This is a genomic window from Mycolicibacterium bacteremicum (assembly GCF_002086115.1).
GTDB classification, from domain to species: Bacteria; Actinomycetota; Actinomycetes; order Mycobacteriales; family Mycobacteriaceae; genus Mycobacterium; species Mycobacterium bacteremicum.
In genome coordinates this window covers 119,378-133,004 of the sequence record NZ_MVHJ01000003.1, presented here as the reverse complement: position 1 = coordinate 133,004, position 13,627 = coordinate 119,378, and the positions used below count along the sequence as shown (strand labels likewise).

Annotated in this window: 12 protein-coding genes; 5 read left to right on the top strand and 7 right to left on the bottom strand. The window is 68.2% G+C overall.

Annotation, left to right across the window (positions count from 1 at the left end):
* The first annotated feature begins 42 nt into the window (after positions 1–42).
* The gene (locus BST17_RS04755; protein WP_083055787.1) at positions 43–627 is read left to right on the top strand and encodes a TetR/AcrR family transcriptional regulator; all 585 of its coding nucleotides are present in this window, start codon (positions 43–45) and stop codon (positions 625–627) included.
* Positions 624–2,147, top strand: a complete 1,524-nt coding sequence (locus BST17_RS04750) for a glycerol-3-phosphate dehydrogenase/oxidase (RefSeq protein WP_083055786.1) — start codon at positions 624–626, stop codon at positions 2,145–2,147. The genes BST17_RS04755 and BST17_RS04750 overlap by 4 nt, the downstream gene beginning before the upstream one ends.
* A 103-nt stretch (positions 2,148–2,250) precedes the next feature.
* On the opposite strand, the gene BST17_RS04745 is transcribed toward BST17_RS04750, so the two are convergent.
* The 7 genes from BST17_RS04745 to aceE form a co-directional block, all read right to left on the bottom strand.
* Complete coding sequence (locus BST17_RS04745) at positions 2,251–3,672, bottom strand: acyl-CoA carboxylase subunit beta (RefSeq protein ID WP_083055785.1); 1,422 nt, start codon at positions 3,670–3,672, stop codon at positions 2,251–2,253.
* 55 nt (positions 3,673–3,727) lie between these two features.
* Complete coding sequence (gene kasB, locus BST17_RS04740; RefSeq protein ID WP_083056052.1) at positions 3,728–4,981, bottom strand: 3-oxoacyl-ACP synthase KasB; 1,254 nt, start codon at positions 4,979–4,981, stop codon at positions 3,728–3,730.
* A gap of 56 nt (positions 4,982–5,037) precedes the next feature.
* Positions 5,038–6,288: a 3-oxoacyl-ACP synthase KasA gene (gene kasA, locus BST17_RS04735; protein WP_083055784.1), complete on the bottom strand. Its 1,251-nt coding sequence runs from the start codon at positions 6,286–6,288 to the stop codon at positions 5,038–5,040.
* Positions 6,285–6,581, bottom strand: a complete 297-nt coding sequence (gene acpM, locus BST17_RS04730; protein WP_030136494.1) for a meromycolate extension acyl carrier protein AcpM — start codon at positions 6,579–6,581, stop codon at positions 6,285–6,287. The genes kasA and acpM overlap by 4 nt, the downstream gene beginning before the upstream one ends.
* Before the next feature lie 82 nt (positions 6,582–6,663).
* On the bottom strand, positions 6,664–7,572 hold the full coding sequence (locus BST17_RS04725) for an ACP S-malonyltransferase (protein ID WP_083055783.1): 909 nt from the start codon (positions 7,570–7,572) through the stop codon (positions 6,664–6,666).
* A 131-nt stretch (positions 7,573–7,703) separates the two neighbouring features.
* Entirely contained in the window at positions 7,704–8,987 is a 1,284-nt protein-coding gene (locus tag BST17_RS04720; protein ID WP_083055782.1) for a PucR family transcriptional regulator, read from the bottom strand.
* 69 nt (positions 8,988–9,056) lie between these two features.
* Positions 9,057–11,846, bottom strand: coding sequence for a pyruvate dehydrogenase (acetyl-transferring), homodimeric type (gene aceE, locus BST17_RS04715; protein WP_083055781.1), 2,790 nt, complete (start codon positions 11,844–11,846; stop codon positions 9,057–9,059).
* A 151-nt stretch (positions 11,847–11,997) separates the two neighbouring features.
* On the opposite strand from aceE, the gene BST17_RS04710 reads away from it, so the two are divergent.
* The 3 genes from BST17_RS04710 (at position 11,998) to BST17_RS04700 (ending at position 13,593) form a co-directional block, all read left to right on the top strand.
* Positions 11,998–12,579, top strand: coding sequence for an Rv2240c family protein (locus BST17_RS04710; protein WP_083055780.1), 582 nt, complete (start codon positions 11,998–12,000; stop codon positions 12,577–12,579).
* 112 nt (positions 12,580–12,691) lie between these two features.
* Complete coding sequence (locus tag BST17_RS04705) at positions 12,692–13,123, top strand: DUF3052 domain-containing protein (RefSeq protein ID WP_083055779.1); 432 nt, start codon at positions 12,692–12,694, stop codon at positions 13,121–13,123.
* The gene (locus tag BST17_RS04700) at positions 13,123–13,593 is read left to right on the top strand and encodes a peroxiredoxin (RefSeq protein WP_083055778.1); all 471 of its coding nucleotides are present in this window, start codon (positions 13,123–13,125) and stop codon (positions 13,591–13,593) included. The genes BST17_RS04705 and BST17_RS04700 overlap by 1 nt, the downstream gene beginning before the upstream one ends.
* The last annotated feature ends 34 nt before the right edge of the window (positions 13,594–13,627 follow it).

Genomic DNA, 13,627 nt, shown 5'->3' with positions numbered 1-13,627 from the left:
GCAGGTCGGGGTGCGCTTGCGTCATGCGTTACAGTATTACACATGGTGTCAATGAGTAACGACGAAGCGGCCGGGCCGGTCGGTGACCGCATCCTCGATGCCGCCGCCAGTTGCGTACTTGCCTACGGCGTGGACCGGGTGACGCTGGCCGAGATCGCCCGCCGCGCCGGGGTCAGTCGACCCACCGTCTACCGGCGCTTCCCGGACACCCAGTCGATCCTGGCGGCGCTGCTCACCGACCGCGTCGTCCGAATCCTCGACGACGCGGGCGATCACGAGATCGGCCGCGAGGCACTGGTATCGCGCATCGTCGGCGTCGCCGGCCGCCTGCAGCACGACGACATCGTGATGTCGGTACTGCACAACGCGCCCGAACTGGCGATGGTGTACATCGCCGAACGGCTCGGCACCAGCCAGCAGATCCTCATCGACGCCGTCGCCGGACAACTCAAACTCGCCCAGGAGCACGGCAGCGTCCGGGCCGGCGACCCGCGCCGCCTGGCCGCCATGTGCCTGCTGATCACGCAGTCCACGGTGCAGTCCGCGCAGATGGTCGAGCCGATCCTCGACGCGGACGCGCTCGCCGCCGAACTCGCTTACGCCCTGAACGGATACCTGCAGCCATGACTCCTGCCCGCACCGGCGACAGCGCACTCAACCGTGCCCGGCGCGCCGCCGAACTCGACGCGCTGTCCGGCGGTCGGCACGTCGATCTGGTGGTCGTCGGCGGCGGCATCACCGGCACCGGTATCGCCTTGGATGCCGCGACCCGCGGACTCAGCGTGGTGCTTGTGGAAAAGCATGATCTGGCCTTCGGTACCAGCCGCTGGAGCTCGAAACTGGTGCACGGGGGATTGCGCTACCTGGCGTCGGGCAACATCGGCATCGCCCGGCGCAGCGCCATCGAGCGTGGAATCCTGATGAGTCACAACGCACCCCACCTGGTGCGGGCGATGCCACAGCTGGTGCCGCTGCTCCCGACGATGAACCGTGCGTCGCGGGCGCTGGTGCGCACCGGATTCCTGGCCGGCGATGGGCTGCGCAAGCTGGCGGGCACACCCGCCGCCGTGCTGCCCCGCTCCCGGCGGGTCGACGCCGCGCGCGCGGTCTCGCTGGCCCCGACCGTACGCCGCGCCGGCCTGGACGGAGCGTTGCTGGCCTACGACGGCCAACTGATCGACGACGCCCGACTGGTCACCGCGGTGGCCCGCACCGCCGCCGAACACGGCGCGGTGATCCTGACCCGTACCGCAGTCACTGCCGCGCAGGGTGATTCGGTGGACCTGACCGACGAACTCAGCGGTCAGAGCATGACGCTGCGGGCTCGCGCGGTCGTCAACGCCGCCGGCGTGTGGGCCGGCGAGGTGGACCCGTCGATCCGGTTGCGGCCCAGCCGCGGCACCCACCTGGTGTTCGACGCCGCCGCCTTCGGCAACCCCACTGCCGCGCTGACCATCCCGATTCCCGGCGAGCTGAACCGATTCGTCTTCGCCATGCCCGAACAACTCGGCCGCGTCTACCTCGGCCTCACCGACGAGGACGCACCCGGGCCGATACCCGATGTGCCGCAACCCACGTCGGCGGAGGTGCGCTTTCTGCTCGACACCGTCAACACCGCGCTGGACACGGCTTTGACCGAGGGCGACGTCCGCGGCGCCTACGCCGGGCTACGCCCGCTGATCGAGAGCGAGGGCCACACCGCCGACCTGTCCCGCGACCACGCCGTCACCGAATCCGCTAACGGTGTCATCAGCGTCGTCGGGGGCAAGCTGACCGAATACCGCTATATGGCGCAGGATGTCCTGGACCGCGCCGTGACGCTGCGCGGGCTGACCGCCGGGCCGTGCCGGACCCGTCGACTGCCGTTGGTCGGGGCGCCGGCGGGTGATCCTGGCACGGCCGGACTGCCGCCGGCGCTGGTGGCCCGCTACGGTGCCGAGGCCCCCGATGTCCTCGCCGCCGCCACCTGTGCCCGACCCAGCGACCCGGTCGCCGACGGAATCGAGGTGATCCGTGCCGAATTCGACTATGCGGTCACCCATGAGGGTGCACTCTCGGTCGAGGACATCCTGGACCGGCGTACCCGGATAGGCCTCGTGGCAGCCGACCGCGCGCTCGCCGCGGATGCCGCTGCGGAATTCGTCTAAGCGCCGGGCAGACGCAAAACTGCCCCTTTTCACTGGAAAAGGGGCAGTTTTGCGTCTGCTCGCAAGCGTGAGGTGCCCCCAACTCGCGAAGGGGGGGAGACCCCTACAGCGGGATGTTCTTGTGCCGACCGCGCCGGGCGGGGGCCTCGGCCAGCGCCTGGGTGATCACGCTGCGGGTGTGCGCGGGGTCGATCTTCGCGTCCACCACGCCGATCTCGATGGCGCTGTCCACGCCACCGGCGATGCGCTCGTGCTCGGCGGCCAGCTCCTCGTGCAGCGCCTCGCGCTCGTGCTCCGGCGCGGCGGCCAGCTTGCGCTTGTGCAGGATACCGACGGCGGCCTTCGCGCCCATCACGGCGACCTCGGCGTCCGGCCAGGCGAACACCTTCGTGGCGCCCAGCGACCGGGAGTTCATCGCGATGTAGGCGCCGCCGTAGATCTTGCGGGTCACCAGGGTGACGCGCGGGACGGTGGCCTCACCGAAGGCGTGCAGCAGCTTGGCGCCGCGGCGCACCACCCCGCCCCACTCCTGGTCCACACCGGGCAGGTAACCGGGCACGTCGACCACGACGACCAGCGGGATGCCGAACGCGTCGCACAGCCGCACGAAACGTGCCGACTTCTCGGCACTCTCGGAGTTCAGGCAGCCGCCCAGGCGCAGCGGGTTGTTGGCGATCACGCCGACCGAACGCCCGGCCAGCCGGCCCAGGCCGACGACGATCGACGGCGCCCAGCGGGACTGGAACTCCTCGAACGGGGCGTCCTTGTCCAGCAGCGCCTCGACGATCGGGTGCACGTCGTAGGCCCGGCGCGCCGACTCGGGCATCAGGGCCTTGAGGTCGACATCGCCGGCCTCGGCCTTGCTGCGGTCGAAATGGCCCTGCTGGCAGAACAATCCGACCAGGCGACGGCCGCGCTCGTAGGCGTCGAGCTCATCGTCGGCGACGATGTGGCACACACCGGACTTCTTGTGGTGGGCCTCCGGACCGCCGAGGGACACCATGTCGACGTCCTCGCCGGTGACGCTGCGCACCACGTCCGGACCGGTGACGAACACCTTGCTGTCCGGGGCCATGATGATGACATCGGTCAGGGCGGGCCCGTAGGCGGCGCCGCCGGCGGCGAAGCCGACGACCACCGAGATCTGCGGGATGTAGCCGGAGGCGCGGATCATGGCCTCGAACACCAGGCCGACGGCGTGCAGGGCCTTGACGCCCTCTGCCAGCCGTGCGCCGCCGGAGTGCCAGATGCCGACGATCGGGCTCTGCTCCTCGATGGCGGTGTCGTAGGCGTCGACGATGTGTGCGCATCCCTCGATGCCCATCGCCCCGCCCATCACGGTGCCGTCGGTGCAGAACGCGATGGTGCGCACGCCGTTGACGGTGCCGGCCGCGGCCAGCACACCGGACTTGTCGCGCTCGTGCAGCAGCGAGACGCTGCCGTCGTCGAAGAACGTGCTCAGCCGGAGCAGGGGGTCACGCGGGTCGAGCGACTCTGCTGCCGCTTCGGGTGCCATGGTGGTCATCCAGTCCTCCTGTTGCGCGTCGGATGGTGACCGGCGCCCTCGGGTTACTTGTGGGTCAGTACTTTCCGAAGGTGAGCGCCACGTTGTGCCCACCGAATCCGAACGAGTTGTTGATCGCGTACTTGTAGTCGCCGGAGCGCGGCTCGCCAGCCACCACATCCAGGTCGATCTCGGGATCCAGGTTCTCCAGGTTCAGCGTGGGGGGAACGACGCCGTCCCGCAACGCCAGCACGGTGAGGATGGACTCCACGGCGCCGACCGCGCCGACCGAGTGGCCCAGGGCGGCCTTCGGCGCGTACACCGCCGGCTTGTGCCCCTTCATCGCGTTGTTGATCGCCACGCCCTCGGCGACGTCACCCACCGAGGTCCCGGTGGCGTGCGCGTTGACGTGGTCGATGTCGGAGGGCTGCAACCCGGCCAGCTCGATGGACCGGCTCATCGCGTATCCGGCCTGCTCGCCGTTGGGGTCGGGCGCGACGATGTGGTAGCCGTCGGAGGTGACGCTGGCGCCCATGATGCGGGCCAGGATGTTGGCCCCGCGCGCCTTGGCGTGCTCCTCGGTCTCGATGACCATCATCGCGCCGCCCTCACCGAAGACGAACCCGTTGCGGTCCCGGTCGAACGGGCGGCAGGCGCCCGCCGGATTGTCGTTGGTGTTCGACAGCACGATGCGCATCTGGGCGAACCCGGCGATCGGCACCGCTTCGATCCTGGTCTCCACACCTCCGCAGATGGCGATGTCGGCCTCGCCGAGCACGATGTTGCGCCAGGCGTTGGCGATACCCTCCGAGCCGGAGGCACACGCCGAGATCACGGTGTTCACACCGGCTTTGGCCTTGCGCTCCAGTCCGACCGCGGCGGCCGCACCGTTGGGCATGTACATCTGCACCACGAGTGGGGAGACGGCGCGCAGACCCTTGGCCCGCATACCGTCATAGGCGAACACCAGTTCCTCGGTGGACCCCAGACCGGTGCCGATGGAGACCATCAGCCGCTTGGGGTCGACCTCGGGTGCGCCGGCGTTCTCCCATACCCGACGACCGATGACGGTCGCCATCTTCTGTAGGTACGACAGCCGACGCAGCTCCACCCGCGTCAGTTCGTCGTCGAAGCCTTCGAGCAGGTGTCCGCCGATCCGGACCGGCAGGTCGTACTCCGTGACGAAGTCGTCCTCCAGCAGCCGGATGCCGCTCTCACCCGCCAGCAGCCTTTTCCACGTCGTTTCGGCATCGGTCGCCAACGCGGTCGTCATGGCGATGCCAGTGACGACCACGTTGGGCAGACCGTTCCCCGTAGACAGCTTGTTCAAGCCGTTCCCCACCTCATGTACTGAGATCTTCTTGACGAGGCCTGTTTTCTGAAGCCTCAGTAACGCCCGAATGCCAGAGCCACATTGTGGCCGCCGAACCCGAACGAGTTGTTGATGGCGTACTGGTAGTCGCCGTACCGAGGCTCACCTGCGACAACATCGAGATCGATCTCCGGGTCGGGAGTCTCGTAGTTGAGCGTCGGGGGGATGACGCCGTCGCGCAGGGCGAGCACCGTCAGGATCGACTCCAGTGCACCGACCGCACCGATCGAGTGGCCCAGCGCCGACTTCGGCGCGTAGACCGCGGCTTCACCGACGCCGGCCACGCGCAGCGCGTTGGCCTCGGCGGTGTCACCGATCGGGGTGGCGGTGGCGTGGGCATTGACGTGGCTGATGTCCGACGGCGAGAGGCCGGCGGTTTCCATCGCACGCTTCATGGCCTGGCCGGCCCGCAGACCGTCCGCGGCGGGAGCCACCATGTGGAAGGCGTCGGAGGTGATACCGGCGCCCATCAGGCGGGCCAGCGGCTTGGCGCCACGGGCCAGGGCGTGCTCCTCGGTCTCGATGACCATGAGCGCGCCGGCCTCGCCGAACACGAACCCGTCGCGGTCCTTGTCGAACGGACGCGAGGCGCCTTCCGGATCGTCGTTGCGGGTCGACATCGCACGCATCATCGAGAACGCCGCGATGGGCAGCGCCTCGATGGCACCCTCGACGCCGCCGCAGACGGCGATATCGGCATCACCCATGACGATCTGACGCCATGCGTGCGCGATGCCCTCCGAACCCGACGAGCACGCCGAGACCGGGGTGATGACACCGGCGCGGGCACCGAGTTCCAGACCGACGACGGCCGCGGCACCGTTGGGCATGATCATCTGAACGGCGAGCGGGGACACCTTGCGGGGTCCGCCCTCGTTCATCGCGTCATAGGTCTCGACGATCTTCTCGCCGCCACCCAGGCCGGTGCCGATCACGACCGTGAAGCGGTCGGGATCGACCTCCGGCTTACCCGCGGTCTCCCACAGCTGGTTGCCGAGGTACTTGGCCATCCGCTGCACGTAGGACATCCGCCGCATCTCGAGGCGGGACATCAGCGGATCGAGCGGCTCCTTGAGGTGCCCACCGATCTTGGCTGCCAGGTCCCACTTCTCGACGAAATCGTCCTCGAGCTTCCGGATGCCGCTCTCGCCGGCCAGCAGGCCCTTCCACGTGCTCTCGATGTCCGGTGCGATCGACGTGGTCGCCGTGACGGCGGTCACCACGACATTCGGGAACCCGCCGTTAGCAGTGGAAGGTTTGCTCATTCCGAGCCAAACTTCTCGCGCAGGGCGGCAGCGGCCTCGGGGTTCTCGGCCTCGAGCTTCTGGATGTAGGCGACGACGTCACCGACGGTACGCAGACCGGCGAGGTCCTCGTCGGGGATCTTCACGCCGTACTTGTCCTCGGTCTGCACGGCGATCTCGACCATCGACAGCGAGTCGATGTCCAGGTCGTCGACGAAGCTCTTCTCGGGGGTCACCTCGGAGGGCTCGATACCGGTGACCTCTTCGATGATCTCGGCGAGACCGGCGATGATTTCTTCCTGACTGGCGGCCACAATGGCTCCTTCTGTGTTGATGTCCACCCCGGCTGTCGGGGTGGTCCTACGTGTTTTCTTCGGTGTGAAGTGCTGTTCCGGGTCAGAGCTCGGCGAGCCCGTCCAGGTCTTCGGGGGCCTTGATGGCCTTGGTGGGCGTGCCCTTCAGCTCGCGCTTGGCGATGCCGACCAGGGTGCCGGCGGGCGGGAACTCGACCAACGCCGACACCGCCATGCCGCGCAGCGTCTCGTTGGTCAGATCCCAGCGCACCGGTCGGGTCATCTGTGCGACCAGCTTGGCCATGGCGTCGGCGGCGTTGTCCACCGGCTTGCCGTCGGCGTTCGACAGCAGGGTGTTGGTGGGTTCGGTGGTGCCGACCCCGGCCGCGGCGGCGGCGTAGCCCTCGGCGGCCGGTGCCATGTAGTGGGTGTGGAACGCGCCCGCGGTGGCCAGCACCCGGACCCGCGCCTTGGCCGGCGGATCCTCGGCCAGCTTCTCCAGCGCCGCGACGGCACCGGCGGCGACGATCTGCCCCGCCGCGTTGCGGTTGGCCGGGACGAGGTCCAGGGACTCAAGCCGGGCCAGCACCTCGGCTTCGTCACCACCGAGCACGGCGGCCATGCCCGTCGGCTCGATGGCGCAGGCCTTCGCCATCTCGGCGCCGCGGGTGGCGGCCAGCTTGACGGCATCGTCGGCCGAGATGACCCCGGCGATGGCGTAGGCGGCGATCTCGCCGACCGAATGTCCGGCCACGACGGCGTCCTTACCGTTCAGTGTGCCGCGCTTGGTGAGTTCCTCGAAGGCGAGCAGGGTGGCGGCCACGACCAGCGGCTGGGTCACCGCGGTGTCGGTGATCTCCTCGGCGGTGGCGGTGGTGCCCAGGCGCACGAGGTCCAGACCACTGATCTCCGACCACGCGGCCAGCCGCTCGGCGGCACCGGGCAGCTCGACCCAGGGGGTGAGCATGCCGGGGGTCTGAGATCCCTGTCCGGGAGCAAGCAATGCGAGCACGGGATTAAGAAAACACTGTGAAGCCCTCATAGTGCGGTGTAAGAGAATATGAACCTTGTCTTATTCTTTTGTGGAGTTTCTACAAAACCGCACGTGAAGCAACCACGCCGAGACCTCGCCGCAATATCCCTTTACCGCACATAGCCACCCCAACCGGTTCCCACTGGCCCCACCGGTCCCGCTGTGCTGCCGTTTGTCGTGCTGAAGTGGCCTACGTCACGCTGCAGTCGGCCCACCGTTGTGGCGACCCGCAGGACGTAGGCATCGCGCGGGACGGTGGGATCGCGCCCGGTGAAGTCGGCGATGCGCTTGAGGCGGTAGCGCACGGTGTTTGGATGAACGAACAATTTGCGTGCGCACGCTTCTATGGCGCCGCCGGAATCGAGATAGGTGTCCAGCGTTTCGGTCAGCGCCGGGCCGGCATCGGCGAGTGGGCGCATCACCTCGGATTCCAGCGCGGCCAGAGCATTCTCGTCACCCAGCAGGGCGCGTTCGGGTAGCAGTTCGCGGGCAGATACCGGGCGTGGGGCGCCGCTCCAGCCCGCGACGGCGTGCATGCCGGCCATCGCCTCGGCAGCGCTGCGGTGCAGGCCGGACAGGCTCGTCGCGGTCGGTCCCACGACGACGGGCCCGTCGTCGAAGACGGTGAGCAGGTCGGCCAGGAAGCGGTCGGTCAGCGACAGCGATCCGGACACGATGGCGACCAGCCAGGTGCCGTGCACATCGGAGAGAGTGGCCCGGTTGTGCCGGTTGCCTGCGGCATGCACGTCACCGATGGCCAGATCGATGCGATCCGGACGCGGTGTGCCGACGATGACGGTGGCCGGAGCGGTCGCGTCCCAGTTGAGGGCGGCCGCCTGTGATTGCAGCCCGCTGCCCGCGTCGCCGCGCACGATGGCGTCGACGATATTGGCCTCCATCCGGGTGTCCCACGCCCCGCGCGCCTCGGCCGCGTCGGCGTAGCTCGCCGCTGCGGCGAACGCCAGATCGCGGCTGTAGCGCAGGATGCCGACCGTCAAGGCATTGGTCTGCTCCTCGTTGCGGCCCAGCATCGGCAGCAGTTCTTCGAGGAACTCCGTGGTCACCCGCACCATGTCCACGGTCTGGCGCAGTGCGACATGCCGGGTCAGGTCCTGGGGCACCAGGGCGAAGGCCTCGGCGGTGTAGCCGAGGTCGCTGCCTGGGTCGTGCAGCCACTCGGCGAAGTTGACGACGGCGGTCTGCACGACCAGTTGCACGCTGGCCCGCTGGGAGGCCTCCAGGTCGGCGAAGAACGGGAGCCGCTCCTGCATGGCCTGCACCGTCTCGGTGGCGAGCCGACCCGAGTACTGCTTCAACCGACGGCGCAGCGATTCCGGTACGCCCTCCAGGATCGTGAGCGGAGAACGCGGCTCGGGGAACGAATTGTCGGGCACCTCTAAAATTTTACGTTGCGATTTGTGGAGCTTTACCCGTAATGGTTACGGGTAAAGCTCCACGAGTCACTAGGCGCTGCCGGTGTCCGCGTAGGAGACCTCGGCGGCCTGCACATCGTCGATGCGGTACTCCTTGGCCGCGGCGATCGCGACCGAGGGGTCGATCTCACCGTCGCGGGCCAAGGCCTCCAGCACGGCGACCACCACCGACTCGGCATCGGTGTTGAAGTACCGCCGCGCCGCCGGGCGGGTGTCGGAGAAGCCGAACCCGTCGGTGCCCAGCGTCAGATAGGTCCCGGGCACCCACGGCCGGATCTGCTCGGGCACCGCGCGCATCCAGTCCGATACCGCCACCACCGGTCCGGTGGCGTCGGCGAGCACCTTGGTCACATAGGCCGTCGGTGCCTCCCGGTCGGGATGGCGCAACCGCTGCTTCTCGGTCTCCACGCCATCCCGGTTGAGCTCACCCCAGCTGGTCACCGACCACACGTCGGCGGCCACATCCCACTTCTCGGCCAGCAGGTCGGCAGCCTTGATCGCCTCGGGCATCGACACCCCGGAGGCCAGGATCTGCGCGGTGCTGCTGCGCTTCTCCGGTGCCGCCCGGAACCGGTACATCCCGCGCAGCACACCCTCGGGGTCGAAGTTCTCCGGTTCGGCAGGCTGCACATAGGGCTCGTTGTAGATGGTGATGTAGAAGAAGACGTTGTCGGGATTCTCCCCGTACATCCGCTGCAGACCACTCTCGACGATGTGGGCGATCTCGTAGGCGAACGCCGGGTCATAGGTGACCGCGGCCGGGTTGGTCGACGCCAGCAGCAGCGAATGCCCGTCGGCGTGCTGCAGACCCTCACCGGTCAACGTCGTGCGACCCGCGGTGGCGCCGAGCACGAAACCGCGGGCCATCTGATCGGCCGCCGCCCACAGCCCGTCGCCGGTGCGCTGGAACCCGAACATCGAATAGAAGATGTAGATCGGGATCATCGGCTCGTTCTGGGTGGCATAGGAGGTACCGACCGCGGTGAAGCTCGACGTCGAGCCCGCCTCGTTGATGCCCTCGTGCAGGATCTGGCCGACCTCGCTCTCCTTGTAGGCCAGCATCAGCTCGGAGTCCACGGCCGTATAGAGCTGGCCGTTGCGGTTGTAGATCTTCAGGCTCGGGAACCAGGAGTCCATCCCGAAGGTGCGTGCCTCGTCCGGGATGATCGGCACGATGCGCGGCCCGATGTTCTTGTCGCGCAACAGTTCCTTGAACGTGCGCACGGTCGCCATGGTGGTGGCCACCGGCTGCTTGCCGGACCCCTTCTTCAGCGCCTTGTAGGTGTCGGTCGCCGGCAACTGCAGGACCTTGGACTTGGTGCGCCGCTCGGGCAGGAAGCCGCCCAGGGTGCGCCGCCGGTCCAACAGGTAGCGGATCTCGGGAGCGTTGGGCCCGGGGTGGTAGTACGGCGGAAGGTAGGGGTCCTTCTCCAGCTGCGCGTCGGTGATGGGCACCCGGGTGACATCGCGGAAGGTCTTGAGGTCTTCCAGCGCAAGCTTTTTCATCTGGTGCGTGGCGTTGCGGCCCTCGAAGTGCTGGCCCAGCGTGTAGCCCTTGATGGTCTTGGCCAGGATGATGGTCGGCTGGCCCTTGTGCTCCATGGCCGCCCGGTAGGCCGCGTACACCTTGCGGTAATCGTGGCCGCCGCGCTTGAGGTTCCAGATCTCCTGATCGGTCATCGGCTCCACCAGCGACTTGGTGCGCGGGTCGCGGCCGAAGAAGTGATCACGCACGTAGGCGCCGTCATTGGCCTTGTAGGTCTGGTAGTCACCGTCGGGGGTGGTGTTCATCAGATTCACCAGGGCGCCGTCGCGGTCGGCATGCAGCAGCGCATCCCATTCGCGGCCCCAGACCACCTTGATGACGTTCCAGCCCGCACCGCGGAAGAACGATTCCAGTTCCTGGATGATCTTGCCGTTACCGCGCACCGGGCCGTCGAGGCGCTGCAGGTTGCAGTTCACCACGAACGTCAGGTTGTCCAGTCCCTCATTGGCCGCGACCTGGATCAGACCGCGCGATTCCGGCTCGTCCATCTCACCGTCGCCGAGGAACGCCCACACATGCTGATCGGAGGTGTCCTTGATGCCGCGGTCGTGCAGGTAATGGTTGAACCGGGCCTGGTAGATCGCGTTCATCGGGCCCAGGCCCATCGACACCGTCGGGAACTCCCAGAAGTCCGGCATCAGGCGCGGGTGCGGGTAGGACGGCAGCCCGCCGCCGGAGTGCGAATGCTCCTGCCGGAAACCGTCCAGCTGATCGGTGGAGAGGCGGCCCTCGAGGAATGCGCGGGCGTAGACACCGGGGGAGGCGTGTCCCTGGATGAAGATCTGGTCGCCGCCGCCGGGGTGGCTCTTGCCGCGGAAGAAGTGGTTGAAGCCGACCTCATACAGCGAGGCCGACGACGCGTACGTCGAAATGTGGCCGCCCACACCGACTCCCGGGCGCTGCGCGCGATGCACCATGATGGCCGCGTTCCACCGGATCCAGGCCCGGTAGCGCCGTTCGACATCCTCGTCGCCGGGGAACCAGGGCTCCAGTTCGGTCGGGATGGTGTTCACATAGTCGGTGGAGGTCAACGCCGGAATGGCGACACGCTGCTCACTGGCACGCTCGAGGAGACGCAACATGAGATAGCGCGCACGGGCCGGACCGGACCGCTCAACCAACTGGTCGAACGACTCCAGCCATTCGGCGGTTTCGTCGGAATCGATATCGGGCAGGTAGGAGGCGACGCCTTCCCGGATCACACGGACCCGGTCGGGTTCGCCTGCAGTGCCAGAGTTTTGGGCCAGGTCTTGGCGCGCGAACTCGGTGGTCAACTACGGCTCCTCGGTAGAAGTGCTTTCACGAATGGATCTCGATGCTTGTGGCACCTACCATCCTCCCCCTATCGTGCCCGACCGCGCCGTGCGGGGTCACCTCGTCGAATGATCCGGCGATCCGGCGGGGGAGGCGGTAAGTTCGACGGTGATGCTGACCAGTTGGCGGGGCTGTCCTGCACCTACCCGGCTGCGCATCGCCGCGCTCGCCGTCGGCGGTCCGGCCGCCTTGGCGATGATCATCGTCGGCTGCAGCAGCGTGGTGCCCGGCACCGCCACCGTCGACACCGCCGATGCGCCCGTCTACCAGGCATCGGTGTCGGCCTCCATCGCGGAGTCGGCCGCCAGTTCGGCCGCCGCGGAGTCCGAGCGGCAGTCCTCGATCACCCGCGAGGCCGTGCACTCCTCGTGCGAGGCGCTGAGCTCGAGTAGCGCCGACGCCATCACCGCGGTCAACGGCTATGTCGACGCCTACAACTCCAGTGCCGACGTCGCCGGTTCGGCCGGGCCGGCCACCGACGCGCTGAACCGCAGCGCCGATCTGGTCTCCGGCAGCATCTCCGACCCGCTGGCGCCCGACATGCGTGACGCGCTGACGGGCTGGGTCGACGCGGCACGGGCGGTGGCCACCGCGATTGCCGACGATATCGGGCCCAGCCCGTTCAACGACGCCATCAACCGGCTCAACGATTCGCGAACGCTGGCCCTGGACCTGTGTGATGCCGCATATTGACAACATGGGTCCGAAGTTGTGGCCAGGAGCACGGGTGAGCGGACACGACGTGCGACGATAGGCGTCACACACGTTGGCAGGCGGACTGAGGACAGCAGGAGGAGGACAAGAGGTGGTCGCGGCGGGGAAGGATTCTGACCCCAATTACGCCCGCAGTCTGGGCATCGAAAAAGGGCAGGTCGTCCAGGAGCTGGGGTGGGACGAGGACACCGACGACGACATCCGGGCCGATATCGAGGATGCCAGCGGCGGCGAACTGCTCGACGAGGATGCCGATGAGGTGGTCGACGTGGTGCTGCTGTGGTGGCGCGACGATGACGGCGACCTGGTGGACCGGCTGATGGATGCCATCGCGCCGCTGGCCGACGACGGTGTCATCTGGGTGGTGACGCCCAAGACCGGCAAGCCGGGGCACGTGCAGCCCGCCGAGATCGCGGAGTCCGCGCCCACCGCGGGCCTGATGCAGACCTCTTCGGCCAACCTCGGCGGCTGGATCGCCAGCCGGCTGGTGCAGCCGAAGTCCAAGGCCGCCGGCAGGCGGTAGTGCTCCAGGTCGGGTCTTCCGCCCCGGACTTCACACTCAAGGATCAGCACGGCCGGGCCGTCACGCTGTCGGCGCTGCGCCCGCGCACCGTCCTGCTGGTGTTCTACCCGCTGGCCTTCACGCCGATCTGTCAGGGCGAACTCGGCGAGATCCAGCGTCGGCTGGCGAGCTACCAGAACGACGACACCGCCGTGCTGGCCCTGTCGGTGGGGCCGCCGCCGACGCACAAGATCTGGGCGGCCGACCAAGGTTTCGGCTTCCCGCTGCTCGCCGATTTCTGGCCGCACGGCGCGGTGGCACAGGCCTACGGGGTGTTCAACCCCGACACCGGCTATCCGGACCGCGGGACCTTCGCCGTCGACGGGGCCGGGATCATCCGGTTCGCCGAGGTGAAGGACGCCGGTGTCGCGCGCGATCAGGCGGACTGGCAGCGGGCGCTGGACGGGCTGCGGGGCGCCGGGGCGACGTGATGCGGCAGGCCTGAGGATTTCTCCGCACGCGGGC

Excerpts from the sequence above, each read along its gene's own strand:
- kasA (WP_083055784.1), bottom strand. The coding sequence starts at position 6,288 with ATGAGCAAACCTTCCACTGCTAACGGCGGGTTCCCGAATGTCGTGGTG.
- BST17_RS04710 (WP_083055780.1), top strand. The coding sequence starts at position 11,998 with ATGCTGACCAGTTGGCGGGGCTGTCCTGCACCTACCCGGCTGCGCATC.
- BST17_RS04750 (WP_083055786.1), top strand. The coding sequence starts at position 624 with ATGACTCCTGCCCGCACCGGCGACAGCGCACTCAACCGTGCCCGGCGC.
- BST17_RS04745 (WP_083055785.1), bottom strand. The coding sequence starts at position 3,672 with ATGACCACCATGGCACCCGAAGCGGCAGCAGAGTCGCTCGACCCGCGT.
- BST17_RS04755 (WP_083055787.1), top strand. The coding sequence starts at position 43 with ATGGTGTCAATGAGTAACGACGAAGCGGCCGGGCCGGTCGGTGACCGC.